This window comes from Leifsonia sp. 2TAF2 (genome assembly GCF_052115085.1).
In the GTDB taxonomy this organism is placed as follows: domain Bacteria; phylum Actinomycetota; class Actinomycetes; order Actinomycetales; family Microbacteriaceae; genus Leifsonia.
In genome coordinates this window covers 291,650-318,071 of sequence record NZ_JBFRFY010000001.1, presented here as the reverse complement: position 1 = coordinate 318,071, position 26,422 = coordinate 291,650, and the positions used below count along the sequence as shown (strand labels likewise).

At 70.8% G+C, this 26,422-nt stretch carries 28 protein-coding genes and 1 pseudogene; 18 read left to right on the top strand and 11 right to left on the bottom strand.

What is annotated here, in order from left to right; translation table 11 throughout:
• Nucleotides 1-51 precede the first annotated feature (51 nt).
• Nucleotides 52-750, top strand: coding sequence for a DedA family protein (locus AB4Z18_RS01540; protein WP_441780940.1), 699 nt, complete (start codon nucleotides 52-54; stop codon nucleotides 748-750).
• A 148-nt stretch (nucleotides 751-898) separates the two neighbouring features.
• Here the strand turns inward: AB4Z18_RS01540 and AB4Z18_RS01535 are convergent, their stop codons facing one another.
• A complete protein-coding gene (locus AB4Z18_RS01535; protein WP_441780939.1) occupies nucleotides 899-1,480 on the bottom strand; it encodes a TetR family transcriptional regulator in 582 nt (193 codons plus the stop codon).
• A gap of 106 nt (nucleotides 1,481-1,586) precedes the next feature.
• Nucleotides 1,587-1,955, bottom strand: coding sequence for a cupin domain-containing protein (locus AB4Z18_RS01530; RefSeq protein ID WP_441780938.1), 369 nt, complete (start codon nucleotides 1,953-1,955; stop codon nucleotides 1,587-1,589).
• 41 nt (nucleotides 1,956-1,996) lie between these two features.
• Between AB4Z18_RS01530 and AB4Z18_RS01525 the strand changes: the two genes are divergently transcribed.
• From AB4Z18_RS01525 to AB4Z18_RS01505, 5 genes are all read left to right on the top strand, one after another.
• Complete coding sequence (locus tag AB4Z18_RS01525) at nucleotides 1,997-3,520, top strand: ATP-dependent DNA ligase (protein WP_441780937.1); 1,524 nt, start codon at nucleotides 1,997-1,999, stop codon at nucleotides 3,518-3,520.
• 47 nt (nucleotides 3,521-3,567) lie between these two features.
• Nucleotides 3,568-4,548, top strand: coding sequence for a Gfo/Idh/MocA family protein (locus AB4Z18_RS01520; protein WP_441780936.1), 981 nt, complete (start codon nucleotides 3,568-3,570; stop codon nucleotides 4,546-4,548).
• Between the two features lie 84 nt (nucleotides 4,549-4,632).
• Entirely contained in the window at nucleotides 4,633-5,379 is a 747-nt protein-coding gene (locus tag AB4Z18_RS01515; RefSeq protein WP_441780935.1) for a 3-hydroxybutyrate dehydrogenase, read from the top strand.
• Nucleotides 5,376-6,272, top strand: a complete 897-nt coding sequence (locus AB4Z18_RS01510; protein WP_441780934.1) for an alpha/beta fold hydrolase — start codon at nucleotides 5,376-5,378, stop codon at nucleotides 6,270-6,272. Before AB4Z18_RS01515 ends, AB4Z18_RS01510 begins: the two co-directional genes overlap by 4 nt.
• Entirely contained in the window at nucleotides 6,269-7,321 is a 1,053-nt protein-coding gene (locus tag AB4Z18_RS01505; RefSeq protein ID WP_441780933.1) for an alpha/beta fold hydrolase, read from the top strand. Before AB4Z18_RS01510 ends, AB4Z18_RS01505 begins: the two co-directional genes overlap by 4 nt.
• A 54-nt stretch (nucleotides 7,322-7,375) precedes the next feature.
• Here AB4Z18_RS01505 and AB4Z18_RS01500 read toward each other — a convergent pair whose 3' ends face one another.
• Nucleotides 7,376-7,999, bottom strand: coding sequence for a TetR/AcrR family transcriptional regulator (locus tag AB4Z18_RS01500; RefSeq protein ID WP_441780932.1), 624 nt, complete (start codon nucleotides 7,997-7,999; stop codon nucleotides 7,376-7,378).
• A gap of 77 nt (nucleotides 8,000-8,076) precedes the next feature.
• On the opposite strand from AB4Z18_RS01500, the gene AB4Z18_RS01495 reads away from it, so the two are divergent.
• Together AB4Z18_RS01495 and AB4Z18_RS01490 are read left to right on the top strand one after the other, a co-directional pair.
• On the top strand, nucleotides 8,077-9,132 hold the full coding sequence (locus tag AB4Z18_RS01495; RefSeq protein ID WP_441780931.1) for an agmatine deiminase family protein: 1,056 nt from the start codon (nucleotides 8,077-8,079) through the stop codon (nucleotides 9,130-9,132).
• Entirely contained in the window at nucleotides 9,129-10,829 is a 1,701-nt protein-coding gene (locus AB4Z18_RS01490; protein ID WP_441780930.1) for an amidase, read from the top strand. Before AB4Z18_RS01495 ends, AB4Z18_RS01490 begins: the two co-directional genes overlap by 4 nt.
• A 7-nt stretch (nucleotides 10,830-10,836) precedes the next feature.
• On the opposite strand, the gene AB4Z18_RS01485 is transcribed toward AB4Z18_RS01490, so the two are convergent.
• A complete protein-coding gene (locus tag AB4Z18_RS01485; RefSeq protein ID WP_441780929.1) occupies nucleotides 10,837-11,460 on the bottom strand; it encodes an NAD(P)-dependent oxidoreductase in 624 nt (207 codons plus the stop codon).
• A gap of 59 nt (nucleotides 11,461-11,519) precedes the next feature.
• Here AB4Z18_RS01485 and AB4Z18_RS01480 point away from each other — a divergent pair, with 59 nt between their 5' ends.
• The 6 genes and pseudogenes from AB4Z18_RS01480 (at nucleotide 11,520) to gap (ending at nucleotide 16,764) form a co-directional block, all read left to right on the top strand.
• On the top strand, nucleotides 11,520-11,996 hold the full coding sequence (locus tag AB4Z18_RS01480) for a MarR family winged helix-turn-helix transcriptional regulator (RefSeq protein WP_441780928.1): 477 nt from the start codon (nucleotides 11,520-11,522) through the stop codon (nucleotides 11,994-11,996).
• Between the two features lie 143 nt (nucleotides 11,997-12,139).
• On the top strand, nucleotides 12,140-12,730 hold the full coding sequence (locus tag AB4Z18_RS01475) for a M15 family metallopeptidase (protein WP_441780927.1): 591 nt from the start codon (nucleotides 12,140-12,142) through the stop codon (nucleotides 12,728-12,730).
• 41 nt (nucleotides 12,731-12,771) lie between these two features.
• Complete coding sequence (gene argG, locus AB4Z18_RS01470; protein ID WP_441780926.1) at nucleotides 12,772-14,205, top strand: argininosuccinate synthase; 1,434 nt, start codon at nucleotides 12,772-12,774, stop codon at nucleotides 14,203-14,205.
• A gap of 45 nt (nucleotides 14,206-14,250) precedes the next feature.
• On the top strand, nucleotides 14,251-14,682 hold the full coding sequence (locus AB4Z18_RS01465) for a MarR family winged helix-turn-helix transcriptional regulator (RefSeq protein WP_441780925.1): 432 nt from the start codon (nucleotides 14,251-14,253) through the stop codon (nucleotides 14,680-14,682).
• Nucleotides 14,679-15,622: pseudogene (locus AB4Z18_RS01460) on the top strand (GlxA family transcriptional regulator). The gene AB4Z18_RS01465 and the pseudogene AB4Z18_RS01460 overlap by 4 nt, the downstream one beginning before the upstream one ends.
• Before the next feature lie 143 nt (nucleotides 15,623-15,765).
• Nucleotides 15,766-16,764, top strand: coding sequence for a type I glyceraldehyde-3-phosphate dehydrogenase (gene gap / locus AB4Z18_RS01455; RefSeq protein WP_441780924.1), 999 nt, complete (start codon nucleotides 15,766-15,768; stop codon nucleotides 16,762-16,764).
• A 15-nt stretch (nucleotides 16,765-16,779) separates the two neighbouring features.
• On the opposite strand, the gene AB4Z18_RS01450 is transcribed toward gap, so the two are convergent.
• A complete protein-coding gene (locus AB4Z18_RS01450) occupies nucleotides 16,780-17,721 on the bottom strand; it encodes a diacylglycerol/lipid kinase family protein (RefSeq protein ID WP_441782957.1) in 942 nt (313 codons plus the stop codon).
• 74 nt (nucleotides 17,722-17,795) lie between these two features.
• The gene (locus AB4Z18_RS01445) at nucleotides 17,796-19,118 is read right to left on the bottom strand and encodes a serine/threonine-protein kinase (RefSeq protein WP_441780923.1); all 1,323 of its coding nucleotides are present in this window, start codon (nucleotides 19,116-19,118) and stop codon (nucleotides 17,796-17,798) included.
• A gap of 97 nt (nucleotides 19,119-19,215) precedes the next feature.
• On the opposite strand from AB4Z18_RS01445, the gene AB4Z18_RS01440 reads away from it, so the two are divergent.
• From AB4Z18_RS01440 to AB4Z18_RS01430, 3 genes are read left to right on the top strand one after another with little or no spacing between them, the layout of a single operon-like run.
• Nucleotides 19,216-19,725, top strand: coding sequence for a MarR family winged helix-turn-helix transcriptional regulator (locus AB4Z18_RS01440; protein ID WP_441780922.1), 510 nt, complete (start codon nucleotides 19,216-19,218; stop codon nucleotides 19,723-19,725).
• Nucleotides 19,726-19,776: 51 nt separating this feature from the next.
• Complete coding sequence (locus AB4Z18_RS01435; RefSeq protein WP_167552371.1) at nucleotides 19,777-19,941, top strand: hypothetical protein; 165 nt, start codon at nucleotides 19,777-19,779, stop codon at nucleotides 19,939-19,941.
• Nucleotides 19,942-19,963: 22 nt separating this feature from the next.
• On the top strand, nucleotides 19,964-20,218 hold the full coding sequence (locus tag AB4Z18_RS01430) for a DUF6458 family protein (protein WP_441780921.1): 255 nt from the start codon (nucleotides 19,964-19,966) through the stop codon (nucleotides 20,216-20,218).
• Between the two features lie 72 nt (nucleotides 20,219-20,290).
• On the opposite strand, the gene AB4Z18_RS01425 is transcribed toward AB4Z18_RS01430, so the two are convergent.
• The gene (locus AB4Z18_RS01425; RefSeq protein WP_441780920.1) at nucleotides 20,291-21,688 is read right to left on the bottom strand and encodes a pyridoxal phosphate-dependent decarboxylase family protein; all 1,398 of its coding nucleotides are present in this window, start codon (nucleotides 21,686-21,688) and stop codon (nucleotides 20,291-20,293) included.
• 121 nt (nucleotides 21,689-21,809) lie between these two features.
• Here AB4Z18_RS01425 and AB4Z18_RS01420 point away from each other — a divergent pair, with 121 nt between their 5' ends.
• On the top strand, nucleotides 21,810-22,685 hold the full coding sequence (locus AB4Z18_RS01420; protein WP_441780919.1) for an aminoglycoside phosphotransferase family protein: 876 nt from the start codon (nucleotides 21,810-21,812) through the stop codon (nucleotides 22,683-22,685).
• Nucleotides 22,686-22,694: 9 nt separating this feature from the next.
• Here the strand turns inward: AB4Z18_RS01420 and AB4Z18_RS01415 are convergent, their stop codons facing one another.
• From AB4Z18_RS01415 to AB4Z18_RS01400, 4 genes are all read right to left on the bottom strand, one after another.
• The gene (locus AB4Z18_RS01415; RefSeq protein WP_441780918.1) at nucleotides 22,695-23,027 is read right to left on the bottom strand and encodes a DUF7882 family protein; all 333 of its coding nucleotides are present in this window, start codon (nucleotides 23,025-23,027) and stop codon (nucleotides 22,695-22,697) included.
• A 73-nt stretch (nucleotides 23,028-23,100) separates the two neighbouring features.
• On the bottom strand, nucleotides 23,101-24,192 hold the full coding sequence (locus tag AB4Z18_RS01410; protein ID WP_441780917.1) for a fatty acid desaturase family protein: 1,092 nt from the start codon (nucleotides 24,190-24,192) through the stop codon (nucleotides 23,101-23,103).
• A gap of 167 nt (nucleotides 24,193-24,359) precedes the next feature.
• The gene (locus tag AB4Z18_RS01405) at nucleotides 24,360-24,566 is read right to left on the bottom strand and encodes a cold-shock protein (protein WP_018192289.1); all 207 of its coding nucleotides are present in this window, start codon (nucleotides 24,564-24,566) and stop codon (nucleotides 24,360-24,362) included.
• A gap of 407 nt (nucleotides 24,567-24,973) precedes the next feature.
• Nucleotides 24,974-26,347, bottom strand: coding sequence for an NAD-dependent succinate-semialdehyde dehydrogenase (locus tag AB4Z18_RS01400; RefSeq protein ID WP_441780916.1), 1,374 nt, complete (start codon nucleotides 26,345-26,347; stop codon nucleotides 24,974-24,976).
• Nucleotides 26,348-26,422: the final 75 nt, after the last annotated feature.

Here is a 26,422-nt window from a genome sequence, read left to right as displayed (position 1 = left end):
TCGCCTGCGACATCCACGGGGCTCCCAAGCGCCGCGGGTAGCGTCGATCGCATGACAGGACCGACGCTCGCCCTGCCCGCCCTCGCCGCACCCTCGGCGGCGACCGCCCCGGAGGATCTCGGAGGCATCGCCGGACTCGCGGCCCGCATCATGGTCGCCCTCGGGGAGTTCGGGGTCGGGGTGTGCGCGCTGGCCGAGGTGGTCTTCCCTCCCATCCCGAGCGAGGTGATCCTGCCGTTCGCCGGATTCCTCGCGTTCCAGGGGTCGCTGAACGTCGTGCTCGTCGTGCTCGCGGCGACGCTCGGCAGCTTCGCCGGGGCGGCCATCCTGTACCTGCTCGGTCGCCGTCTCGGCGAGGAGCGCGCCGTTCGGCTGCTCTCGCGGCTGCCGCTGGTGGACGCGGACGACTTCACGAAGTCCGCCGACTGGCTGAAGCGGCACGGGCGCGGCGCCGTGTTCTTCGGGAGGCTCGTCCCGCTGATGCGGAGCGTGATCTCGCTGCCTGCGGGAGCGACGCGGATGCCGTTCGGCCGGTTCGCTCTGTTCACCCTGGCCGGGACACTGCTCTGGAACGCGCTGCTGGTTGGCGCCGGATACGCGCTCGGCACGCAGTACCACGTGGTCGAGCGCTACACCGAGTACCTCGACATCGTCATCTACGTCGGAGTCGGGCTGGTGGTCGGTTGGCTGGTCGTCCGTCGCATCCTGCGGGGGCGAGCGTCCCGGAACGAGCCGGACGCGGAGTCGTGAGCCGCACGCGCGAGCCGGCGACGAGTGCGGGGGGAACGCCCCGACCCACAAGCGAGACGGGGCGCACTCCCCCCGGATGGCGACGCAGAGCGTCGCGGGTGTCCCCGCTTAAAACATACGGACTCACCGGTTTCGTCGCAAGTCCTCGCTAGCGGCCGCCCAAAGCGGCCCCGAGAACCGCCCAGAGGCGGGCGATGTCAGCGGGAAGCGCATCCAACCTCCCCAGCTCGTCGGCGATCAGGTAGGCGCCGAAGAACGTCTGCACCGCGACGACCGCGAGCGCCTGAGCATCCACACCCTCGAGGTGTCGATCCTCCGCCTCCTGAGCCAAGAGCCCGGCGATCACGGCGGCCCAGCGGTCGTACGGGTTGTCCTCGGCCGTCGGCGGCAGCACCGTCTGTGTGAGCTTCATCGCCGCGCGGACGCGGACATCCGCCGCGAACACCGCACCGACCCGCACAGTGATCTCCTCGGCCGCGGCGAGTCCCCGGAGTCCCGACGCGATCACGTCGTCGATGATCACCGGCCAATTGCCGTACTTCTCGGCGACCAGAGCTCGCGCGATGTCCAGCTTCGACCGGAAATGGAAGTACACGGCGCCCTTGGTCGCACCGGTGCGCTCGACGATCCGCTCCAGCCGGGCACCCTCGTAGCCGTGCTCGTCGAACTCCGCCGCCGCGGCGTCGAGAATGGCGAGCCGCGTGCGCTCGGCGCGTTCCTGTCTCGGCATCCGCGTCGCCCGTCTCCCGGAGTGGTGTTGTTGTCACGACGATATCGCGAGCGCCCCCAGCCGGGGCGGAAAGCGGTCATCCGGGCGTCGGGAAACGAACAGGGACTCAGCTCTGCGGCAGCTCCCGCACCTGCGTCGTCCGCTCGCCCGGGTTGTCGCCCGTGTTGACGGTGCCCTGCGGCTCGAACAGCACCGCGAGCACCTCCTCGTCGGCCCGCGGGCAGTGCTCGACCCCGCGCGGCACGACGAAGACGTCGTGCGGACCGAGCTCCACATCCCCGTCGCGCAGCTGGATGGTGAGCCGCCCCTCCAGCACCAGGAAGAGCTCGTCGGTGTCGGGATGCGCGTGCCAGACGAACTCGCCGCGCAGCCGGGCCACCTTCACGTCGTAGTCGTTGATGCTGGTCAGCCGGTGCGGCTGCCACGGCTCGGGGACGAGAGCGAAGGCGGCGTCGAGGTTATGGACGGTGTTCATCGCGCCAGCGTAACGTCGGGGGCCGGTGGTTGTATGGGGTCGTGCTCCTCGATGCGCTCGTGACCACGGCGGAGGCCGTGACGGCCACCCGATCCCGCTTGGCGAAGGTCGACGCGCTCGCCACGCTGCTTGGCAGTCTCGCGCCCGAGGAGATCGCCCCGGCCGTCGGGTTCCTCGTCGGGAAGGCGCGGCAGGGCCGTGTCGGCGTGGGCTGGCGCGGGCTGAGCGGCGCGATGGCCACTCCCGCGTCGGAGCCCTCGCTCACTGTGGACGATCTGGATGCGCTGCTCGACCGGATCGCCGCACTCTCGGGCTCCGGTTCCGCCGGCGAGCGCACCCGTGCGCTGCAGGAGTTCACGGCGCGCGCGACCGCCCGCGAACAGGACTTCGTGGCGCGCGTCCTGCTCGGCGAGATGCGCACCGGCGCCCTCGAGGGCGTGCTGACCGACGCGATCGCCCGGGCGTCCGATCGCACCGGCGAAGCGGTCCGGCGGGCTGCGATGCTGTCCGGCGACCTGGGCGAGACCGCACGGCTCGCCCTCACCGGCTCGGCGGAGGAGCTCGACGCGGTGGGACTCGTGGTGGGGCGCCCCGTGCTGCCGATGCTGGCCGCATCCGCGCCGACCGCGTCCGATGCGCTCGCCACGACGGGCACGGCCTCGGTCGAGTACAAGCTGGACGGCGCGCGCATCCAGGTGCACCGGCACGGCGACGAAGTGCGCGTCTTCACCCGCAACCTCGCCGACATCACCCACCGAGTGCCGGAGGTGGTCGAGGTGCTGCGGCGACTGCCCGTGCGCGATGTGATCCTCGACGGCGAGACGCTGTCGCTCGACGAGGACGGGGCGCCGAGGCCGTTCCAGGAGACGATGTCCCGTTTCGGCGCCGAGGCTGCGCGCGAGGCCGTATTGCATCCGTGGTTCTTCGACGTGCTCCACGTGGATGGGCGCGACCTCCTCGACGAGCCGCTGTCGACGCGGCTGGCCGAGTTGGAGCGCGTCGCCGGCGAGCACCGCATCCCCGGCGAGGTGACCTCCGATCCCGAGGTCGCCGAGCGGGTGTCGCGGGATGCCCTCGCGGCAGGGCAGGAGGGCGTGGTCGTCAAGGCGATCGAGTCGCCCTACGCGGCGGGCCGTCGCGGTTCCAGCTGGATCAAGGTCAAGCCGGTGCACACGTACGACCTCGTCGTGCTCGCGGTCGAGTGGGGATCGGGGCGGCGGCAGGGACTGCTGTCGAATATCCACCTCGGCGCCCGTGATCCCGAAGGTGCGTACGGTGAGCCGGGCGGCTTCGTCATGGTCGGCAAGACCTTCAAGGGCCTCACCGACAAGCTGCTTGCCTGGCAGACCGAGCACTACCAGGAGATCGAGGTGCGGCGCACGGCCGGGACGGTCTGGGTCGCCCCGACTACGGTCGTCGAGATCGCGATCGACGGCGTCCAGCGCTCCAGCCGCTACCCGGGTGGCATCGCGCTGCGCTTCGCCCGGGTGAAGCGCTACCGCGACGACAAGGATCCGGGCGAGGCCGACACGATCGAGACGCTGCGCGGGATGCTGCGGGAGTAGCGCCTCAGCGACGGTCACCGGCCCCGTCGCGTCGGTACGATGACCGCATGACGACCTCCTCGCCCGTATGGGGCATCCTCGGAACGGGCGGTATCGCCGCCGCCATGACGCGCGACCTTCAGCTCGACGGTCACGCCGTCGCCGCCGTCGGATCGCGCACACCGGAGGCCGCGGCGCGGTTCGCGGCTGCACATGGGCTGCCGCGGTCGCACGGCAGCTACGAGGAGCTCGTCGCGGACCCCGACATCGACGTGATCTACGTGGCGACGCCGCATCCGCAGCACGCCCCGAACGCGCTGCTCGCGCTCGCGGCCGGCAAGCACGTGCTCGTCGAGAAGCCGTTCACCATGAACCAGCGAGAGGCGCAGCAGATCGCCGACGCGGCGCAGGCGGGCGGTCTGGTCGCCCTCGAGGCGATGTGGACGCGCTGGCTGCCGCACATGGACCGCCTGCAGGAGATCATCAGCGACGGCACCCTCGGCGAGCTGCGCTCGGTCGTCGCGCACCACGCGCAGCTGACGAACCCCGACCCCGCCGGGCGGATGCTCGACCCGGCCCTGGGCGGCGGCGCCCTGCTCGACCTGGGCATCTACCCGGTGTCGTTCGCCTGGGATGTGCTGGGAGCGCCGAGCGAGGTGCTCGCCCTCTCGACGCCGACCGCGACCGGCGTCGACAGGCAGACGTCCATCCTGCTCGGCTACGACAGCGGCGCCCAGGCGGCCCTGACCACCGAACTGGATGCGGCCGGCGACAACAGCGCCACCATCGTCGGGACGGACGCGCGGGTGGAGCTCGACGCGACCTTCTTCGCGCCCACCTCGTTCCGCGTGGTCGACCCGAAGGGGCACGTCATCGAGACGTACGAGTCCCGCATCGACGGGCGCGGGATGCAGTACCAGGCGCGCGCGATCGAACGCCTCATCGCCGCGGGCGGCGCAGAGGATGTGCGACTGCCGCTGCCGCAGTCGGTCGCGATCATGGGGACGCTGGACACCATCCGGGAGCGCATAGGCCTCGTCTACGAATGACCCTGCCGCCCTTCCCCGGGCGGCGCGCCCGGCGTTAGAGTGCGGCGAGGGCCGCCGCAGGCCCGGCGGGAAGGAGCGTCGACGATGACCGATCTGACCGGGAGGCGCGCGCTGGTCACCGGCGGCGCCAGCGGTATCGGCCTGGCCTGCGCGGAGGCATTCGCCGCGGCCGGCGCGCGGGTCACGATCGCCGACCGCGACGGCGACGGTGCCCGCGCGGTCGCTGCCAGGCTCGGCGGCGACGCGTGGGAGGTCGACCTGTCGAAGACCGCGGAGCTGGCGGACGCCTCGGTCGAGACCGACATCCTGGTCAACAACGCGGGCATCCAGCACGTCAGGGCCATCCCCGAGTTCGAGCCGGAGACCTTCTCGCTCATGCTCCGAATCATGGTGGAGGCGCCGTTCCTCCTCATCCGCGCAGCGCTGCCTGGGATGTACGACCGCGGCTTCGGCCGGATCGTCAACATCTCCAGCGTCCACGGCCTGCGCGCTTCCGAGTTCAAGTCGGCCTACGTCACCGCCAAACACGCCCTCGAGGGGCTCTCGAAGACGACGGCGCTGGAGGGCGGACCGCACGGTGTGACCTCGAACTGCATCAACCCCGGCTACGTGCGCACACCTCTGGTGGAGAAGCAGATCGCCGACCAGGCCCGGCTGCACGGCATCCCGGAGGACGAGGTGGTCGAGAAGGTGATGCTGACCGAGGCATCGATCAAGCGGCTGGTCGAGCCGGCCGAGGTCGCCAGCCTCGCGCTGTGGCTCGCCGGCGACGACGCGGGCATGGTCACCGGCGCGAGTTACACGATGGACGGCGGGTGGAGCGCCCGGTGACGGCCTACGCGCGCGTCACGGCGCCGGTCGATGGCGGCGAGCTGGCTGTCGGCGTCTGGAGTCCCGACGCGGGCGGCACGCCCATCCTGGCCGTGCACGGCATCACCGCCAGCCATCGCGCGTGGCTCCTCGCCGCCGAAGCGCTGGGCGGCACGCGGATCATCGCGCCGGACCTCCGGGGGCGCGGCCGCAGCTCAGGACTCCCGGGGCCGTTCGGACTCGAACAGCACGCCGACGACCTCGAGCGGGTCCTGGATGCGCTGGGCGTTGAGCGCGCGGTCGTCGCCGGACACTCGATGGGCGCGTTCGTCGCCGTTCGGCTCGCTGAGCGGCATCCCGAGCGTGTCGACCGCCTGGTCCTCGTCGACGGCGGACTGCCGATCGCGCCGCCCGTGGGCGTTGCGGCGGAGGACGTACCCGCCGTCGTGCTCGGACCCGCGCTCGAACGGCTCGGGATGCGGTTCTCCTCCCCCGAAGAGTACGAGGCGTTCTGGCGGCGGCATCCCGCGATCGGGCCCTGGTGGAACCCGGCGATCGCGGACTACGTCGCGTACGACCTTGCGGGCGAGGCTCCCGCGCTGCGGTCGAGCGCCGACGCGGAGGCCGTCTCGGTCAACGCCTTGGAGCTGGACGGCTCGGCCGGGTACGCCGACGCGCTGACCGGGCTGGACGTGCCGATCGACTTCCTGCGCGCCCCACGTGGACTGCTGGACGGAGCCGCGCTCTACGAGCCCGCGGTCGTCGCCGAGTGGCGGGAACGGCTGCCCGGGATGCGCACGCACGAAGCGCACGACGTCAACCACTACACGATCGTCATGACCGACGCCGGAGTACGTCAGGTCGTGCCGTTGCTGAAACCGCTCGTCACCGACCCGAAGGAGACACCCGCATGAGTGGAACACTGCTGCCCGGTATCGAGGCCCGCGCCCTCCGCACCTCCCGCTACACCGCCAACGTGCTCGAACGGCCGGCCGAAGGGGAACCGACCCGGACCGTGCTGTTCGTGCACGGCAATGTCTCGTCGTCCCTGTTCTGGCAGCCGCTCATGCTGTCCCTTCCCGCTGGTGTGCGGGCGCTCGCGGTCGACCTCCGCGGCTTCGGCGACAGCGAGACGCTGCCCGTCGACGGCTCGCGCGGGGTGCGCGACTTCTCCGACGACGTCGCCGCCGTCGTGGACGAACTGGGCCTCGGCGCATCCCACATCGTCGGCTGGAGTCTCGGGGGAGGCGTCGTGATGCAGCTGCTGCTCGACCGACCGGACCTGGTCGCGAGCCTGACCCTGGTGTCCACGGTCTCGCCGTACGGCTTCGGCGGCACGGCGGCCGACGGGAGCCTTCTGAATGCGGACGCCTCCGGCACCGGCGGCGGAGGCGCGAACCCCGACTTCGTGGCGCGGCTCGCAGCCGGCGACACGAGCGAGGAGTCGCCGACCTCGCCGCGCGCGGTCTACCGCTCCTCGTATGTCGCCCCCGGTTTCGTCTCCGAGTACGAGGACCTCTGGGTGGAGTCGATGCTCTCCACCGCGACCGGACCGGACAACTACCCCGGAGACGCAGGGCCGTCCGAGCACTGGCCCGGGTTCGGCCCCGGGACGCGCGGCGTCCTGAACACGCTGGCGCCGACGTACTTCAACACGGCCGGGATCGTGGATGCGCCCGCCAAGCCGCCCATCCTCTGGATCCACGGGGCCGTCGACGCGATCGTCGGCGACGCCTCCTTCTTCGACCTCAACCAGCTCGGCGCCGCGGGCGTCATCCCGGGCTGGCCGGGTGAGGAGGTGGCACCGCCGCAGCCGATGCTCGCCCAGACGCGGGAGGTCCTGGCCCGCTACGCCGAGGCGGGCGGAGCGACGCGCGAGGTCGTCTTCGAGGACTGCGGCCACTCCCCGCACATCGAGAAGCCGGACGAGTTCCGCGCCGAGCTGCTCGCCTGGATCAGCTGAGGCCGGCCGAGTTGCGACATCCCGTCGCGACTCGGCGCGGATTCTCGCGATTACTCACGTCTCGGCGGCCGCCGTGGCGAGCGAGCCGCGCGGGAGGCCCAAGACGCCCTCGACGGCACGCGCGAGGACCGGGCCGCGGTCGCCGCCGGCGCCCCAGCGGACGAGGGCCTGGGCATTGAGGCCGTCGATCATCCCGAGCAGCTGCCAGGCCGCCTGCGCCGGGTCGTCGGCGTGGAAGGCGCCGCTGGCCACGCCTTCGTCGACCACCGAGAGGATGAGCGCCTGCCACGCATCCATCTGGTCGCGGACCGCGGAGGCGAGCGCCTCGTTGCGGCGGCCGAGCGCCCATGCCTCCACCCAGACGAGCGTGACGTCGTCCCGCGTGCCGTCGAGCAGCGTGCGCAGCAGGGCCGCGAGGCGCTCAAGCGGGCCGTCGGCCGCGGCGAGGAGGGTGCGCACCTCCTCCAGCTCGGCCGCGACGACCGAAGTGAACGCCGAGGCGACCAGTTCGTCCATCGCCGGGTGGTAGTGGGCGACGAGGGCGGGGGCGACTCCGGCGCGGCCGGCGACGGCGCGCAGCGTGACTGCGGCGAGCCCGTCGGCGAGCGCCACGTCGCGCGCCGCGAGCGCCAGTTCGGCGCGGCGTTCGGCGGGCGGGCGGCGGGCGGCTCTTGACATCGTCCGCCCAGTATAGGTACGTTCGCTCACATATTGATCATTCGATCAACAAACGTCGCCGACCGCGGAGGACACCGATGACCTGGCGCATGCCTGCCGAGACCGCACCCCATGAGCGCACCTGGATGGCGTTCCCGCGAGAGGGACTCACCCTCGGCGACGACGCAGCATCGGCCGAGGAGGCGTACGCCGCCTGGACCGCCGTCGCACACGCCGTCGCCGACTACGAGCCGCTGACGATGGTCGTCGACCCGAGCGAGCGCGAGCGTGCTGCCCGCATGCTGGGCAGCCACATCGAGCAGGTGGAGGCCCCCCTCGACGAATTCTGGATGCGCGACTTCGGCCCGACGTTCGTGGTCGACGACGAGCGCCCCGGCGTCCTGGGCGCGGTCGACTGGACCTTCAACGGCTGGGGCGACCCCGAGTGGGCCGAATGGCAGAAGTCGGCCGAGATCGCCCGCTTCGTCGCCGAGCGGACCGGAGCGGAGCTCATCAGCTCGCTGCTCGTGAACGAGGGCGGCGGCATCCACGTCGACGGCGAGGAGACGGTGCTCCTCACCGAGACCGTGCAGCTCGACCCGCGCCGCAACCGCTACGCCGACAAGGCACGCGTGGAGGCGGAACTCGCGCGCACGATCGGCGCCACCCACGCGGTCTGGCTGCCGCGCGGCCTCACCCGCGACTACGACGACTTCGGCACGAACGGGCACGTCGACATCGTCGCGACCATCCCCTCTCCCGGCACGCTCCTCCTCCACTCGCAGCGAAACCCGGAGCACCCCGATTTCGAGGTCTCGCGCGAACTGCACGCGCTGCTCTCCGAAACGACGGATGCGCGAGGCCGCGCGTGGGAGATCGTCGACCTGCCGGCTCCGGCGACGCTCCACGACGAGGAGGGCTTCGTCGACTGGAGCTACGTCAACCACCTGGTGGTCAACGACGGCATCGTCGCATGCGGTTTCGGCGAGGAGCGAGCGGACGCTGCAGCGACGGAGATACTGGAGGCCGTCTACCCGGGGCGGACGGTGACCATGGTGGATTCGCGGCCGATCTTCGCGCGCGGCGGCGGCATCCACTGCATCACCCAGCAGCAGCCGGCGGTGGAGGCGACAGCGACCGAGGCGACCCGATGACCGTGGATGTCGTCGAAGCATCCATCGCCGACCTCCGGCGAGCGCTGGAGTCCGGAGAGACAACGAGCGAAGAGCTCGTGAACGCCTACCTCGCGCGCATCGATGCCTTCGATGCGGCGGGTCCGCGGCTCAACGCGGTCGTCGTACGCAACCCGGACGCGCTGGCGGACGCCCGCGCCTCCGACGCACGGCGCCGACGGGGTGAGACGCTCGGACCGCTGGACGGCATCCCCTACACCGCCAAGGACAGTTACCTGGCCCGCGGGCTGACCGCTGCGGCCGGGTCCCCCGCGTTCGAGCACCTGGTCGCACAGCGGGACGCCTTCACGATCGAGCGCCTGCGAACGGGCGGGGCCATCCTGCTCGGCCTGACGAACATGCCCCCGATGGCGAACGGCGGCATGCAGCGCGGTGTCTACGGCCGGGCCGAGTCGCCCTACAACGGCGACTACCTGACGGCGGCGTTCGGGTCCGGGTCGTCCAACGGGTCCGGCACCGCGACCGCGGCGAGCTTCGCGGCGTTCGGACTCGGCGAGGAGACGTGGTCGTCGGGGCGAGCCCCCGCATCCAACAACGCCCTCTGTGCGTACACGCCGTCTCGCGGTGTCATCTCTGTGCGCGGCAACTGGCCGCTCGTGCCGACGATGGATGTGGTGGTGCCGCACACGCGCACGATGGCCGACCTGCTCGAGGTGCTCGATGTCATCGTCGCGGACGACCCGGAGACGCGCGGCGACTTCTGGCGCGCCCAGCCGTGGATCCGGCTGCCGCGCGCGTCGGAGGTGCGGCCGGAGTCGTACCCGGCACTCGCCAGCTCGGCGTCGCTGGAGGGCCGCCGGTTCGGTATACCCCGCATGTACATCAACGCCGATCCGGAGGCCGGGACGGCGGAGAACCCGGGGATCGGCGGACCGACCGGCCGGCGCATCGAGACACGCACGTCCGTGATCGCTCTGTGGGAGGCCGCTCGTCGCGACCTGGAGGCGGCCGGCGCCACAGTCATCGAGGTCGACTTCCCCGCGGTGTCGAACTACGAGGGCGACCGCCCGGGGGCTCCGACGATCGCGACGCGGGGGCTCGTCAGCCCCGCCTACCTGCGCCGCGAGATCGTCGACCTGTCGGCCTGGGCGTGGGACGACTTCCTAGCCGCCAACGGCGACCCCGCCCTCAGCACGCTAGCGAAGGTGGACGGCGCCCGCATCTTCCCGCAGCCGGACGGCGCGCTGCCGGACCGCTACGACGGGTTCGAGGACGACATCGCCGACTACCCCGCCTGGGTGCGCGCGCATCCCGGAGCGACGCTCGCGAGCATCCCCGAACTCGAGGAGGGTCTGCGCGGGCTGGAAGAGACGCGCCGCGTCGACCTGGAGGAGTGGATGGACGGGCTCGGCCTCGACGCCGTCGTCTTCCCGGCGGTGGCGGACGTCGGCCCGGCCGACATGGACGTGAACCCGGCCTCGGCGGACCTCGGCTGGCGGAACGGGGTGTGGGTCGCGAACGGCAACCTCGTGCCGCGGCACCTCGGCATCCCGACCGTCACGGTTCCGATGGGGACGATGCACGACATCGGGATGCCCGTCGGCCTCACGTTCGCCGGTCGCGCCTACGACGACACAGCGCTGCTGGCGCTGGCGGCCGCGTTCGAGTCGACGGGTCGCCGCCGCACCGAGCCGCCACGCACGCCGCGCCTCCCCTAGCGCCGCCTCAGCGGGGACCGGCGATGCCGACGGGGGCGCGGATCGTCTCGGGTCGCTGGAGGGACTCGAGCATCGCGGCGGCGAGGTCGGCGCGCGAGACCGTGAATCCGCGCGGCACCGCACCCCCGATCAGCGTGCGATACCGGCCGGTGGCGGGTCCCTCCGTCAGCATCGGCGGGCGGAAGGCCGTCCAGCCGCTGGATGATGCGGCGAGCGCCTCCTCCATGTCGCGGAGGTCGTCGTAGACCGGGCGCAGCATCCGCCCGACGAGCGGCAGCGCGATGCGCCTGCTCACGAAGCTGTCGTCGGCCGGGGGCGGCGCGACCGGCGCCGCGCTGATGACCACGATGCGGCGGGGACGCGCGGCAAGCAGGTGCCGCGTCGCGGGGGCGGCGACCGGTGCATCCTTGCGGCTGCGCGGTCCGATGGCGGAGAGGATCGCGTCGGACCCGTCGATGGCGGTGCTCAGCGCGGCCGTGTCGGCGAGGTCGGGGATCACCGTGACGGAGGCGCGGGGGTCGTGCTCGGACGGACGCCGCAGCACGATCCCGACCTCGTGTCCGCCGTCGAGCCCCTTCTCGACGATGCGCCGGCCGGTTCGACCGCTGGCCCCGAAAACAATGATCTTCATATCGTCATGGTAAGTGATCATCACAGTTACGTGCAATCACTTGCCGGTACAATCTTTCCATGGAGTCGTCCGCACCACGCCCGCTCGAGAGCCGGGCCGCCTTCCTGCTCTCCCAACTCGGGCTTGTCAGCGCGCGGCGTTTCACCGCGGCCCTCGCACCACTCGGCATCACCCCCAACCGCTTCGGCGTGCTGGCCGAGATCGCCCGCGCCGAAGGGCCCACCCAGCAGGAGCTGGCGACCGCCCTCGGCATGCACCGCAACTCGATGGTGGCGATGATCGACGACCTGGAGGAGCGCGGCCTGGTCGAGCGGCATCGCCATCCCGCGGACCGGCGCGCGTACGCCATCCGGCTGACCTCTGCCGCCCGGGAGGTGCTCGATGCAGGAGCGCGGATCGCCGACGAGCAGGAGGATGCGCTGCTGGAGCCGCTCGACCCCGCGGAGCGCGCAGCCCTCGTCGACACCCTCGCGCGGCTGGTCGCCGCCTCGGGCGCGCGCCAGGGCGTGCATCCCGGGGTCGGCAGCCGCCACTGACGCGAGACCGGCACGCGCCGCCGCGTCGAGCGCGCCGACCGGGTCGACCGCGTCCACCGCGTCCACCGCGTCCACCGGACGATGGATGCGGATGGGCCTCCCGGCCGACGCGGCGCCGGCACGGCCCCTGCGAGCGTGGAAGCATGCACGCACACCGCTCGCGCCTCGTCGGCGTCGCCCTGTCCGTCCTGCTCGCGGTCTCGCTCGCGGGCTGCTCCTCCGCCGGCGCGCTCGCTCAGGCCGTCGGAGCGCCGGGCCACGGACCGGGCACCACCCGCAGCAGCACCGGACTGACCGACGACGACGGGTACATCCCGGACGGCACCTCGCTCGCCCTCGACTCCGACCTCCCCGCCGTCACCCGGCTGAATCCCGACCTGCTGTCGGCGCTGCGCGACGCCCAGGACGCGATGGCGGCCGAGGGCGGCGGCTCCGCGATCACGATCGCCGACGGCTGGCGGTCGGAGCGCTACCAGGAGTACCTGTTCGCCCAGGCGATCTCGGAGTATGGCAGCGAAGAGGAGGCGGAGAAGTGGGTGAAGCGCGGCAGCGACTCCGAGCACGTGCGCGGCGGCGCCGTCGACATCGCCGACGCCGGCGCGATGGACTACCTCAACCGGTTCGGCAACGAGTGGGGCCTCTGCCAGGTGTACGCGAACGAGGCGTGGCACTTCGAGCTGCGCACCGATCCGGGCGGAATCTGCCCGCCACAGTCCGCCGACGGCCGCGGCTGATCCCGAATGTCGCAGCCGGCCGGCCCCAGTAAGCTGGGGGCGTGTCCAAGGTTCTGAGCAGTCTGCCCGTCGGTGAACGAGTCGGCATCGCGTTCTCGGGAGGTCTCGACACCTCCTGCGCGGTCGCCTGGATGCGCGAGAAGGGCGCGATCCCCTGCACGTACACCGCCGACATCGGCCAGTACGACGAGCCCGACATCGACGCCGTTCCCGGCCGCGCGCAGGAGTACGGCGCCGAGATCGCCCGGCTGGTGGATGCCAAGCGCGCCCTGGTCGAGGAGGGCCTGATCGCCCTGCAGTGCGGCGCGTTCCACATCCGCTCGGCCGGCAAGACCTACTTCAACACCACCCCCCTCGGCCGCGCCGTCACCGGCGTCATGCTGGTGCGCGCGATGATGGAGGACGGCGTCGAGATCTGGGGCGACGGGTCCACCTACAAGGGCAACGACATCGAGCGGTTCTACCGCTACGGCCTCATCGCCAACCCGCGGCTGCGCATCTACAAGCCGTGGCTCGACTCCGCGTTCGTGGAGGAGCTCGGCGGCCGCACCGAGATGAGCGAGTGGCTCGTCGCGCGCGGCTTCCCGTACCGCGACCCGAGCGAGAAGGCGTACTCGACCGACGCCAACATCTGGGGCGCGACCCATGAGGCGAAGCGGCTCGAAGAGCTGGATGCGGGGCTCGACATCGTCGACCCGATCATGGGCGTCGCCGCCTGGCGTGACGACGTCACGGTGACCCCCGAGACGGTTTCCGTGCGCTTCGACTCGGGTCGTCCGGTCGCGATCAACGGCGTCGAATTCGACGACCCGGTGGCGCTGGTGCTCGAGGCGAACGCGATCGGCGGCCGGCACGGCCTCGGCGCGTCCGACCAGATCGAGAACCGCATCATCGAGGCCAAGAGCCGTGGCATCTACGAGGCGCCGGGCATGGCCCTGCTGCACATCGCCTACGAGCGGCTGCTCAACGCCATCCACAATGAGGACACTGTCGCGAACTACCACAACGAGGGCCGCCGCCTCGGCCGGCTCATGTACGAGGGCCGCTGGCTCGACCCGCAGTCGCTGATGCTGCGCGAGTCGCTGCAGCGCTGGGTCGGGTCCGCGATCACCGGTGAGGTCACCGTTCGCCTGCGCCGCGGCGACGACTACACGATCCTCGACACGACGGGGCCGGCCCTCAGCTACCACCCAGAGAAGCTGTCGATGGAGCGCGTTGGCAACTCCGCGTTCGGCCCCGGCGACCGCATCGGCCAGCTCACCATGCGCAACCTCGACATCGCAGACTCCCGCTCGCGGCTCGAGCAGTACGCCGCGTCCGGCCTCATCGGCGGCCCGACCGGAGCCCTCGTCGGCGAGCTGGAGCCGGGCCACGCCCGGGCGATCCTCGAGGGCGTCGAGCCGGTGGATGCGGAACTCTCCCGCGACATCGACCTCAGCTCCGAGGGCGCCGCGTTCGACTCGGGCACCGACTGACGCCACGGCTCGGCGCGCGGGTCAGGCCGCACGTACGATGAGCTTATGGACAGGCATGCGGCGGAGGCGGACGAGCACCGCCCCGAGAACTGGCCGCTCGGCCGGCTGCTCGGGGCCGCATCCCGCGCCGTCGAGCGCGCCTGGGCGGATGCGCTGGAGCAGCGCGGACTGACGCACGCCGGCCTGATCGTCCTGCACCTCGTAGAACTGGGCTTCACCTCGCAGTCGGACCTGGCACGGATGGCGCAGGTCGAACCGCAGACCATGTCGCGCACCGTCGACCGGCTGGAACGGGAGGGGCTCGTCACCCGCGCCCCGGATCCCGCCGACCGCAGACGGCACGTCCTCGCGATCACCGAGGCCGGGCGTTCCGCGTTCGCCGGTGTGCGTGGGCTCGAGGACGAGGTGTTCCCGGACGTGGAGGATCCGGCCGCGTTGCGGACGGCGCTTCTGCAGATCGTCTCCTCCCGGTCGTGAGCGGCAACCACGTCGTCGCGGTGCTCGTGCTCGGGGGCGCGAAGCCGCTCGACGTCGGCATCCCGGCCCAGGTCTTCTCGAACCGTCCGAGCATGCCGTACGAGGTGCGCGTCTGCGGCGCAGCTCCCGGGCTCGTGACCGGCGGCGACGGCCTGTCGTATCACGTCGCCGAGGGGCTGGAGGCGCTGGCCGAGGCCGACACCGTCTTCGTCCCGGGCTACCGCACGCCGGCCACGACCGACCCGCCCCCGGCGGTGGTGGATGCCCTCCTCGCCGCCCACGACCGCGGCGCGCGCCTGGCCGCGATCTCGACCGGAGCGTTCGCCCTCGCCGCGACCGGCCTGCTCGACGGCAGACGCGCGACGACCCACTGGCACTACACGCGGGCCCTGGCGAAGCGCTACCCGCTGATCCGGGTGGACGAGAACGTGCTCTTCGTGGACGAGGGCGACATCCTCACCTCGGCGGGCGCCGCCTCCGGCATCGATCTGTGCCTGCACCTGGTGCGACGCGACCACGGCGTCGGGCTGTCGAACCACGTGGCGCGGCGCCTGGTGGCGGCGCCCTACCGGAGCGGCGGGCAGGCGCAGTTCGTTCCTCGCAGCGTTCCCGAGCCGCTGGGCGACCTCTTCGCGGACACCCGGGAATGGGCGCTCGCGCATCTCGCCGAGCCGCTGACGCTCGAGACCCTGGCCCGCAACGCGAAGGTATCGGCCCGGACCTTCTCGCGGCGGTTCGTGGAGGACACCGGCTACACACCGATGCAGTGGGTGCTGCGGGCGCGCGTCGACCTCGCTCGTGAACTGCTGGAACGCTCCGACCTCGGCGTCGAGCAGATCGCGGCCAGGGTCGGGCTCGGACGGCGGCCAACCTCCGGCTGCACTTCCAGCGCATCCTGGGCACCTCCCCGACTGAGTACCGGCACACGTTCTCGGCGTAACGGCGGCCCCCAGCGCTGCTGGCGTGATCCTTGCGCTCGGTGTCCCAGCGTCTGGCGTGATCCTTGCCCACCCTGTCGTCCACGCCACTGTCGAGCGGCGACGCGAGCACAGAACATAGATGCGGCACACGAAAGGAACCCCCATGACCCGCATCGCCATCAACGGCTTCGGCCGCATCGGCCGCAACACCCTCCGCGCCCTCCTCGAGCGCGGCTCCGACCTCGAGGTCGTCGCGATCAACGACCTCACCGCCCCGGCCACCCTCGCGCACCTCCTGAAGTACGACAGCTCGCTCGGCCGGCTCGGCCGCAGCGTCGAGGTCGACGGCGACGCGCTCGTGGTCGACGGCCACCGCATCCGCGTGCTCGCCGAACGCGAGCCCGCCGACCTGCCTTGGGCCGAGCTCGGTGTGGATGTCGTGCTCGAGTCCACCGGACGCTTCACCTCGGCAGACGCAGCCCGCGCCCACGTGACCGCCGGCGCGAAGCGTGTCCTGGTCAGCGCCCCCGCCGACGGGGCCGACGTCACGCTCGCCTACGGCGTAAACACCGACGCCTTCGACCCCGCGAACCACGTCATCGTCTCCAACGCGTCGTGCACGACGAACGCCCTCGCACCCCTGGCCGCCGTACTGGACGACCTGGCCGGCATCGAGCACGGGTTCATGACCACGGTCCACGCGTACACGCAGGAGCAGAACCTCCAGGACGGGCCGCACCGCGACCTCCGTCGCGCCCGGGCCGCCGCCGTGAACATCGTCCCGACCACGACCGGCGCCGCCAAGGCTATCGGCCTGGTGCTGCCCCAGCTCGACGGCAAGCTCTCGGGCGACTCCATCCGCGTCCCGGTCCCGGTCGGCTCCATCGTGGAGCTGAACACGACCGTCGAGCGCGAAGTGACCCGCGAGGAGGTGCTCGCCGCCTACCGCACGGCAGCCGACGGTGCGCTGCGTGGCATCCTCGACTACGCCGACGAGCCGCTGGTCTCCAGCGACATCACCGGCCAGCCCGCCTCGTCGATCTTCGACGCCGCCCTCACCCGGGTGGACGGCCGGCACGTCAAGGTCGTGGCCTGGTACGACAACGAGTGGGGCTTCTCCAACCGCGTCGTCGACACGCTGGAGCTGCTCGCCCGCGCGTAGGTCATGGGGCGTCCGTTACTCAGCCCTTGGCACCCGCACCTTGAGGCTCGACGGGTCGACCCACGTGCGGAGGGCGGACGCCCGGCCGAACAGGTCGCCGTCCAGGTCGACCTCCTGGGGGCGGCTCAGCCGCATGACGAACTCGCGGCCCTTGAGGTAGTTCATCGCCCGCACCTCCCGGTCGGCGCCCATCAGGCGCCGGCCGACGGTGGTGCGGCGGAGGACGCCGTTCTCCCAGAAGATCTTGACGGCGATCTGGATCCAGCCGATGAACCCCTCCGGCCGGAGGACCACGATGTCGAACTCGCCGTCGTCCACCGCCGCCTCCGGAAGGAGCAGGATGTTGGCCGGCAGCGAGCCGCAGTTGCCGATGAGGACAGTGTGGGCGCGTACCGAGCGCACGCCCTTCTGGTCCAGCTGGTAGCGGATGCGCAACTCGTTCTTGTCGCGCAGCACCGTTCCGATCGCCTTCACGTAGGCCAGCCATCCGTGACGCGCCTTCAGGTCGTCGTCGGTCGCGGCGATCATCTGGGCGTCGATTCCGACGCCCGCCATCACCAGGTACGAGTGCTTGCGGGCCGGCCCGGTGCCCTCCCGGAGCTCCACAACGCCGACGTCGATGGGGCGGTCCTCCCCGTCGAAGGCGGAGTCGAGCGCGTGGCCCACGTCGTCGAGGGTCAGGTTGAGGTTGCGCGCGAGCAGGTTGCCGGTGCCGGACGGCAGCAGGGCCAGCGGCACCCCGGTGCCCTGCAGCTTCTCGGCGACCGTGCGGACCGTTCCGTCGCCTCCGGCGGCGATCACCACATCCACGCCCTGGGCCAGGGCCTGCTCGGTCTGCCCGGACCCGGGGTCGTCCTCCGTGGTCTCGATCCAGAGCGTCTCCGCCCAGCCGTGCCGCTCCTCCGCGGCTCGCAGCGCTTCACGCAGGGCGGGCTCATCGACCTTCACCGGGTTCACGACGATCGCGGCGGTCCTCGTTTGCTCGGGCATCCCCCGACAGTACCGGCGGACCGGGGGCGGGGGAAGCGGGCTCAGGGCTTGCTTTTGTCCTTCCCGTTGCCCTTGTCCTTGCCCGACCCGGGCACGCCCTTGCCGGGTTTGTCCGCGGGCGGCCCGGGCTTCGTCTTCTCGCCAGGACCCGTCTGCGTGGTCGGCGCCGGCTCAGGGGCAGGGGTGTCGCTCGTCGTATCCGTCGAGGTATCGGCGGGTGCCACCGTCGCGGGAGGCGCGACGACGCTGGGCGTCGGCCGGGGCGTCGTCGGGACCGTCCGCGGCGTCTCTGCGGGCGCGAGCAGGCTTCCGAGCGTGAGCGCGGAGACGACGGCGACGACCGCCCCCGCCACCACGCCGGAGACCACGAGGCCGCGTCGGCGGCCGCGATTGGGGCTGCTGGTGCTGGTGCTGGGGCTGCGGGATGCACCCGCCGTGGGCAGCACCCGCGTCGGCGCGACGTCCTCCTGCGCAGCAGCAGGCGCCTCGGCCGCAGCCAACGGCACCGTCACGTCGTCCACCGCCGGGTCCGGCACCCAACCCGCGAGCTCCGGTGCGAGCTCCCGTGCCATCACCGCGACTTCGAGCGCGGTCGGGCGCAGCTCGGGATCGCGCGAGGTCATGGCCCCGAGGAGGCCGCGCCAGTCCTCCGGGAGGGACAACGGGATGCGCGGGTCCCGCGCGGCGCGTGCCGCCACGGCCTCGACGGCGGTGCCCGGATACTCCCGGACCCCGGTGAGCGTCTCCAGCACGACCAGCCCCAGGGAGTAGATGTCCGCAGCAGGCCCGGGCTCTCCGCCGAAGATCTGCTCGGGGCTGAGGTACCCCGCCGTCCCGATCACGGTGCCGATCGTGGTGATGCGCTCGGACCCCACCAGATGCGCGATGCCGAAGTCCGCCAGCTTCACGACCGGGCGACCGCCGGGGACGCTGGATTCGGAGAGCAGGATGTTGCCCGGCTTCAGATCCCGGTGCACCATCCCGGCGTCATGCACGACCACGAGCGCCTCGGCGATGCCGATCGCCACCTGCAGCACGTCCTCGACCGGCAACGGGCCGAGCTCGAGGCGCGACCGGAGGTCCTCGCCGTCCACCAGCTCCATCACGAGGAAGCTCGGCGTGGTGTCGCCGTCGGCCGCCAGGTGGGCGTCGTGGAGGGCGACCAGGTTGGGATGGCTGAGGCGCGCCAGCATCGTGGCCTCGGAACGCCTGCGGGCGTCGTCGACGGCCGTGCCCGCCGCGAAGACCTTCACCGCGACCTCCCGGTCGAGCCGCCGGTCGAGGGCGCGGAAGACCGTCGCCATGCCGCCGCGCCCCAGACGGTCCTGAAGCTCGTAGCGGTCGAGAAGCACTCGTTCGTCCACCGAGCGAGCATACGCGTCGATTCCGTGGCCGTGAATCCGCCGACAGTCGGGTACACCCCCGTTGCGAACATTCGAGACCAGGGCATGACTGGAGAAGGTGAAGGACGAATCGGAGATCCCGCAGCCGGACACGGCGGTCCTCGAAGCGTTGCAGGTCTATCGAGCCGCCGAAGCCGCCATGCGCAGGCGCACGGGCGCCGCAATGGGAATCGGCGAGAACGACCTGCTGGCCCTCCGCCTCATCCTCGACAACACCGCCGCCGGGCGGACCACCTTCGCCAAGGAGGTGAGCGCATACCTCGGCGTCTCCAGTGCCTCGACGACTCTGCTCGTCGACCGGCTGGTGCGCAGCGGCTTCGTCGAGCGCCGGCAGAGCCGCGCCGACAAGCGCTCCGTCGAGTTGGTCCCGACGCGGGCCGCGCTCGGCGACACCGGTCCTCTGCTGGCCGCCGCACAGGAGCAGCTGGCCGCGGCAACCGCCGAATTGAGCCCGGATGAGGCGGAGACGGTCACCAAATTCCTCGTCAAGATGCGCCAGACGGTCGATCGGATCGCGGCGGAGAGGGCAATTAGGCCGAAACGGACCTCAAGTCAAGGGGATTCCTAGGCATTTGAAGTAGTTGTTGGCTGGAGGGCGTCTAGGAAAGGACACTTCTCCATGAACATCCTGCTCATCATCATCGCCATCATCGCGATCATCCTGCTGCTCACCGGTGGGTTCGTGCAGTCGTTGAACTTCCTGCTGTGGGTGGGAATCATTCTGCTCGTCCTCGCCGTGATCGTCTGGCTGGTGCGACTGCTCACGGGGAGCCGACGGGTCTAGTCGGCCGGCCGAGGAGGCACACATGAGTCTCGGCGCAGGCATTTTCCTGGTCGTGGTGGGCGCGATCCTCGCGTTCGCCCTCAATGTCCAGGTTGCTTGGATCGATCTCCACCTGGTGGGTTACATCCTGATGTTCGCCGGTCTGATCGGCATCATCATCGGGATCGTACTGATCACCCGGCGTCGCACCTCCGTCGCCACCACCCGCACGGCCGTCGATCCTGCGACGGGCGAGCGTGTGACACGACGGACGGGCGAATCGGACGACATCGTCTGACACCATCCCCGTCTTGAACGACAGAAGGCCCCGTGCTTGCGGCACGGGGCCTTCTGTTCGTCTCCGGCAGGATCACTCCATCGTGTCGAGGATCCCGACCAGGTCGTCGAACGTCGTCAGCGGGTTCAGCACGGCGAACCGCGTGTTCGGACGGCCAGCGTGCGAGCTCGGCGTGACGAACGCACGCTGCTCCTCGAGCAGACGGGCCGACCACACGGCGTAGTCCTCCTTCGTCCAGCCCTCGCGCTCGTAGACGACGACGGAGAGCTGCGGCCGGCGCACCAGGCGGAACCCGTCGCGCCGCTCGATCTCCTCGGCGATCTGCTCGGCGAGCCGGATGGAGGCGGTGACCGCGTCGCGATAGGCCGCCGCGCCGTGGGACGCGAGGGAGAACCAGAACGGCAGTCCGCGCGCCCGCCGCGTCAGATGCGCGGCGTAGTCGGACGGGCTCCACTCGTTGCCCTCGGTGAGCGTGTCGAGGTACTCGGCGTGCTGCGTGTGGGCGCGCCGGCCCGCTTCAGGATCGCGGTAGATGAGCGCGCAGGCATCGAACGGCGCGAACAGCCACTTGTGCGGGTCGACGATCACCGAGTCGGCGTGCTCGACGCCCTGGAAGCGGTCGCGCGCGAGCGGCGACAGCATCCCGGCGAGCCCGTAGGCGCCGTCGACGTGCAGCCAGAACGAGAAGTCCGACTTCAGGGCCGCGACGGACGCGATGTCGTCGACGATCCCGAAGTTGGTCGAGCCGCCGGTGACGACGACCGCGAACACGGCATCCCCGTACTCCTCGAGGGCCGGCCGCACCGCCTCCCCCGTCAGCACGCCCGTCTCGCCCGGTGAGACCGCGACCACATCCACATCCATCACCCGGGCGGCGGACGAGACCGAGGAATGCGCTTCGGAGCTGCACACGATCACCCAGCGACCGGACGGGTTGCCCCGCTCGGTGCGCGCGGCATCGCGGGCCGCGACCAGGGCGGACAGGTTGCCGAGCGTCCCGCCCTGCACGAACACGCCGCCCGCCGTCGGCGGCAGCCCGAACTCGGCCGCCAACCACGACAGCACCTGGTTCTCGGCGTAGACGGCGCCCGAGCCCTCGAGCCAGGATCCGCCGTAGACGGCGCTGGCCGAGACCACCAGATCGAACGCCGTCGCGGCCTTCGTCGGGGCCGTGGGGATGAACGAGAGGTAGCGCGGGTGGTCGGTCGTGATGCAGGCGGGCGCGAGCACGTGCTCGAACAGGGCCAGGGCGCGCTCGGCGCCCATGCCGTTCTCTGAGACCGTCTGGCCCGCGAGACGGCGCAGCTCGAACTCCGGCAGCGGCTTGTCGAGCGGCGTGTCCTCGCTGAGGATGCGTCGGCGCGAGTAGTCGAGCACGAGGTCGACGAGTTCGCGGGTCTCCGGCGTCACGGCGTGCATCCGGTCGTGGGACGGGGTGGGCTTCTGGGTCATGGATCCTCCGTCGGACATGCTTTCACAAAGAACTCGCACGAGTTTGACGCCTCACGCACGGAAACTGCGCGTACGCGCGGGAAGTGCCATATTTGTGCGCGCGGCCGCGTGTCGCCGACCGGCCTGCTAGCGTCGAGCGGTGAGCGACACACCCCCCACGGACATCCGCACCGACACCGCTCTCGTCACCCGCATCCTCGCAGAGCAGCATCCCGACCTCCAGGGCGAGCTGCGTCTGGTCTCGGACGGCTGGGACAACCAGCTCTACCGTCTCGGCGACCGCCTCGCGGTGCGCGTGCCGCGACGGGAGGTGGCAGCACACCTCATCGAGCACGAGCAGCGGATGCTGCCGGCGATCGCCGCACGCGTCAGCGTCCGCGTGCCGGTGCCTGTGCGCGTCGGCGCGCCGTCGACCGCCTTCCCGTGGCCGTGGAGTGTGGTCGAGTGGTTCGACGGCATCGACGGCGCCTCGGTCGAGAGTGCCGATCGTGCCGGGCTCGCCGAACCGCTGGCCCGCTTCCTCGGCGAACTGGCGGTGCCCGCCCCGGACGCACCGCGGAACCCGGTCCGCGGCGTCCCCCTGGCGTCCCGCCACGACGTGGTCCAGACGCGCCTTCGTTCGCTGAGCGGCCGGATGGAGGTGGCCGACCTCGAGCAGGCCTGGCGTGAGGCGCTCGACGCGACCCCGTGGGAGGGCGAGCCGCTGCTCCTGCACGGCGACCTGCATCCCGGGAACCTGCTGCTCACGCCGGACGGGGGGCTGTCCGCGGTGGTCGACTTCGGGGATGTGACCTCGGGCGACCCGGCGACTGACCTGGCCACGGGGTGGCTGACCTTCGACGGGGACGCGCGCGAACGCTTCCACGACGCCCTCCCGGTGCGGCCCGACGCCGCGACCTGGCGCCGTGCTCGCGGGTGGGCGGTGGCGATGGCGTCCGCTCTGGCCACGGCGTCGGACGACAACCCGCGCATGGCCGGGCTGGCGCGACACGCACTGGCCCAGCTCCCCGACTGAGCGGGCGCTCTAGAGACCGCGTTCGTGCGTGGTGGCGGTCACCGGCTGCCCGTCCTCATCGATCGCGATGAGACCGGACGAACTCGCCGCGGCAGCCGCGAGGTGCTCGATCCACTCGCGGTCGAGCGTCGGCGGGCGTGACCCGCTGAACCGGAACCGCAGCGGGATGGACGGGTCGATCCAGACGGTCGTCCGGCCGTCACCGTTCTCTGGCGTCTCGCGCCAGCTGAGGGCGAACGACTCCTTGCGACGCAGCTTCGACACGATCACCACTTCCAGGTGCGCGAGGACGCGATCGTCGAAAGAGATCTGTGTGCTGCTGTCGTAGACCATGTATCCCATCGGGCACCTCCAGGATTACCGTACGCCAACGACGCGCAATCGCACCTGGCGATCAGCGGGTCGGCGGAACCGGTCAGGCTCGGCGGTACGTGCCGGCGACGGGGCAGTCGAACGGGTTGCGGGCGGCGAGGCCGACCCGGTTGAGGTAGCGGATGACGATCCCGTACGAGCGGACCAGCGTCGTCTCGGTGTACGGGACGTCGTGGGCGGCGCAGTGCGCCATGGTGAGCTTTCGGGCGCGAGCCAGGTGCGGTCGGGGCATGCTCGGGAAGAGGTGGTGCTCGACCTGGTGGTTCAGGCCGCCCATGAGGAGGTTCATCCACCAGCCGCCGGTGATGTTGCGGGAGGTGCGGACCTGCTTGTCGAGGAAGTCGACGCGCGATCCCTCGGGCAGCTGGGGCATGCCCTTGTGGTTGGGGGCGAACGACGCACCCATGTAGAGGCCGAAGACCGCGAGCTGAACGCCGAGGAACGCGAACCCGACACCGACGGGGAGGAGTAGGAAGATCGCGCCGACGTAGAGGGCGAAGCGGACGAAGATGGCCGTGAGCTCCTTCGCCCGGCCGGGGACCGGCTCCTTGGCGACCAGCGAACGGAGCGAGGTCACGTGGAGGTTGACGCCCTCGAGAAGGAGGAGCGGGAAGAACAGGTAGCCCTGCTTGCGGGTGATCGCGCCGAGGACGCCCGTCGCGCGCGCCGCATCCGCCTCGGTGAACGAGATGGTGTCGCGGGCGATGTCGGGGTCTTTGCCGATGGTGTTCGGGTTGGCGTGGTGACGCGTGTGCTTCGTCATCCACCACTGGTAGCTCATGCCGACCAGCCAGGTCGCGACGAAGCGGCCGGCCCGATCGTTCGCCGGACCGGAGGCGAACACCTGTCGGTGGGAGGCCTCATGGGCCAGGAAGGCGAACTGGGTGAAGATAATGCCCAGGGCCGCTGCGATCAGCAGCGAGAACCAGGAGTCGCCCAGCAGGATGAGGCCGGCGAATGCGCCGACCAAGGCGACGGCGATGCCGACGAACATGGCGATGTAGAAGCCACGGCGGCGCTCGAGCAGCCCTTCGGCCCGGACTTGACCCAGCAGATCGCTGTAGGTGCTCGTCATGGACGGCCGATTGGAGCGGGCTTTGGTGGGCCGGATCGGACCCAGAACAGTTGCGGTCATGCTTCCTCCGCTGTGTCAGACGACTTCCCAGCCGAGGAGTTGAGCATCACGCCCTAGATGATTTGAGCATATGCGCCATTCCTGGGCACCAGCACCGAGGTTGGTGGGCATTGCTCCGATGAGAGGGGGATGCGGGACCGGGATACCCGGTCCCGCATCAGGACCGGTCAGACCGGTCGGATGTTGGATGCCTGGAGGCCCTTCGGGCCGCGGGTCACCTCGTACTCGACCTTCTGATTCTCGGCCAGGTTGCGGAACTCGCCCTGCGACGCGATCTCGCTGAAGTGGGCGAAGACGTCGGCAGTGCCGTCATCCGGGGCGATGAACCCGTAACCCTTCTCCGTGCTGAACCATTTGACGGTACCTGTGGCCATCGTTTTTCTTCCTTCTTATTTGTATTGGAGGCCGCCGGAGCAGCCCCTGTTCGCCGCGCAGACAGCGCGGACGTTGTGGGACGCGACTCGGGTGGACCGGTCGCGGCGTATCGACGGTGAGGGAGTGTCCCTCGCCGGAGGTGTTGACGGCTTCAGATGCCGTACGGAGGGGGTGATATCGATCCTTTCGCGGCGGTGCCGCGGGTACTGGTGCGCTGTGCCAATTCTTCAGCGACGCGCTTTCATCACTCCGGGATCGGGCGCCATCGTCCGACCGGAGTCCCGCCAGACTACAGGACATCTGCCCTTCGTTCAGTTTCCGTGCAGAAATAGTGTCCAGGAGAGAACAAAGGAGTCCGTGGCCGAACCGGCCACGGACTCCTTTGTTCGATCCGGTCAGACCCGGATCACCAGTCGTTGCCGACCCGGATCAGCTTCTTGTTGACGAACTCGTCGGCGCCGAAGCGACCGAGCTCGCGGCCGGAACCGGAGCGCTTCACACCGCCGAACGGCAGCTCGGCGCCGTCGGCGAGGACGACGTTCACGAAGACCATGCCGGCCTCGATGCGGTCGGCGACGCGGGACGCCTGCTCCTTGTCGGTCGTGTAGAGGTACGAGCCGAGCCCGAAGGGGGTGTCGTTGGCGATGCGGACGGCCTCCTCCTCATCCGAGGCGCGGTACACCTGCGCGACCGGCCCGAAGAACTCCTCCTTCGAGGCCGGGTTGTCCGGGGTGACGTCGGTCAGCACCGTGGTGTCGAAGAAGGCGCCGTTGCGGCCGCCGCCACGGACCAAGGTGGCGCCGTTCTCGACGGCCCGCTTCACCTGCTCGTCCAGGTTCTCGGCTGCCTTCAGCGACGAGAGCGGGCCGAGCGCGGAGTCTTCCGCAGTCGGGTCGCTCGCCTCGACCTCGGACAGCTTCGCCGTGAACTTCGCCAGGAACGGCTCGTACAGCTCGTCGATCACGACGAAACGCTTGGCAGCGTTGCAGGACTGACCGCTGTTGTCGAGGCGCGCATCCACGGCGTTCTGCACCGCGGCATCCAGGTCGTCGGTGGAGAGCAGGATGAATGGGTCGGATCCGCCGAGCTCCAGCACGACCTTCTTCAGGTTGCGCCCGGCGATCTCGGCGACCTTCGCGCCGGCCCGCTCCGATCCGGTGAGCGAAACGCCCTGGACGCGCGGGTCGGCGATCACGGTCTCGATCTGCGGATGGCTGGCGTAGATGTTGACGTACGCGCCCTCCGGGAAGCCCGCGTCGAGGAAGATCTGCTGGATGGCGGCCGCCGACTCCGGGCACTGCTCGGCGTGTTTGAGCAGGATGGTGTTGCCGATCACGAGATTGGGCCCGGCGAAGCGGGCGACCTGGTAGTACGGGAAGTTCCACGGCATGATGCCGAGCAGCACGCCGAGCGCAGAGCGGCGGACGACCGCGGAGCCGTCGCCGTCGAGGAGCCGGATCGGCTCGTCCTTGAGGAACTCGTCCGCGTTGTCCGCGTAGTACTCATAGATCGCACCGGCGAAGTCGACCTCGGCGAGCGCCTGCTCGACCGGCTTGCCCATCTCCTGCACGATGATGTCCGCGAGCTGCTGGCGGCGCTCCACGTGGAGTTCGCCGACGCGCCGGATCAGCGCGGCCCGCTCCTGCGCGGTCGTCGAACGCGACCACGTCCGGAAGGCGTTGTCGGCCGAGGCGATCGCGGCCTCCAGGTCGGCATCGCTGATGGTGTCGAAGGTCTTGACCGTCTCGCCGGTGGCGGGATTGGTCACGGCGTAGTTCATGGCGCTCCTCTTCTTCACTGAAACGGGTCTAGCCCACGTTGAGAATACGTCCTCAGTGGCCCGGGTGACTCGCCA

Bases quoted from the DNA above. Each gene is read 5' to 3' on its own strand.
- AB4Z18_RS01520 (WP_441780936.1), top strand. From the start codon at position 3,568: ATGACGACCTCCTCGCCCGTATGGGGCATCCTCGGAACGGGCGGTATC.
- AB4Z18_RS01405 (WP_018192289.1), bottom strand. From the start codon at position 24,566: ATGGCCACAGGTACCGTCAAATGGTTCAGCACGGAGAAGGGTTACGGG.
- AB4Z18_RS01515 (WP_441780935.1), top strand. From the start codon at position 4,633: ATGACCGATCTGACCGGGAGGCGCGCGCTGGTCACCGGCGGCGCCAGC.
- AB4Z18_RS01480 (WP_441780928.1), top strand. From the start codon at position 11,520: ATGGAGTCGTCCGCACCACGCCCGCTCGAGAGCCGGGCCGCCTTCCTG.
- gap (WP_441780924.1), top strand. From the start codon at position 15,766: ATGACCCGCATCGCCATCAACGGCTTCGGCCGCATCGGCCGCAACACC.
- AB4Z18_RS01535 (WP_441780939.1), bottom strand. From the start codon at position 1,480: ATGCCGAGACAGGAACGCGCCGAGCGCACGCGGCTCGCCATTCTCGAC.
- AB4Z18_RS01540 (WP_441780940.1), top strand. From the start codon at position 52: ATGACAGGACCGACGCTCGCCCTGCCCGCCCTCGCCGCACCCTCGGCG.
- AB4Z18_RS01430 (WP_441780921.1), top strand. From the start codon at position 19,964: ATGAGTCTCGGCGCAGGCATTTTCCTGGTCGTGGTGGGCGCGATCCTC.
- AB4Z18_RS01415 (WP_441780918.1), bottom strand. From the start codon at position 23,027: ATGGGATACATGGTCTACGACAGCAGCACACAGATCTCTTTCGACGAT.
- AB4Z18_RS01495 (WP_441780931.1), top strand. From the start codon at position 8,077: ATGACCTGGCGCATGCCTGCCGAGACCGCACCCCATGAGCGCACCTGG.
- AB4Z18_RS01425 (WP_441780920.1), bottom strand. From the start codon at position 21,688: ATGTCCGACGGAGGATCCATGACCCAGAAGCCCACCCCGTCCCACGAC.
- AB4Z18_RS01485 (WP_441780929.1), bottom strand. From the start codon at position 11,460: ATGAAGATCATTGTTTTCGGGGCCAGCGGTCGAACCGGCCGGCGCATC.
- AB4Z18_RS01465 (WP_441780925.1), top strand. From the start codon at position 14,251: ATGGACAGGCATGCGGCGGAGGCGGACGAGCACCGCCCCGAGAACTGG.
- AB4Z18_RS01490 (WP_441780930.1), top strand. From the start codon at position 9,129: ATGACCGTGGATGTCGTCGAAGCATCCATCGCCGACCTCCGGCGAGCG.
- AB4Z18_RS01500 (WP_441780932.1), bottom strand. From the start codon at position 7,999: ATGTCAAGAGCCGCCCGCCGCCCGCCCGCCGAACGCCGCGCCGAACTG.
- AB4Z18_RS01435 (WP_167552371.1), top strand. From the start codon at position 19,777: ATGAACATCCTGCTCATCATCATCGCCATCATCGCGATCATCCTGCTG.
- AB4Z18_RS01505 (WP_441780933.1), top strand. From the start codon at position 6,269: ATGAGTGGAACACTGCTGCCCGGTATCGAGGCCCGCGCCCTCCGCACC.
- AB4Z18_RS01410 (WP_441780917.1), bottom strand. From the start codon at position 24,192: ATGACCGCAACTGTTCTGGGTCCGATCCGGCCCACCAAAGCCCGCTCC.
- AB4Z18_RS01475 (WP_441780927.1), top strand. From the start codon at position 12,140: ATGCACGCACACCGCTCGCGCCTCGTCGGCGTCGCCCTGTCCGTCCTG.
- AB4Z18_RS01530 (WP_441780938.1), bottom strand. From the start codon at position 1,955: ATGAACACCGTCCATAACCTCGACGCCGCCTTCGCTCTCGTCCCCGAG.
- AB4Z18_RS01400 (WP_441780916.1), bottom strand. From the start codon at position 26,347: ATGAACTACGCCGTGACCAATCCCGCCACCGGCGAGACGGTCAAGACC.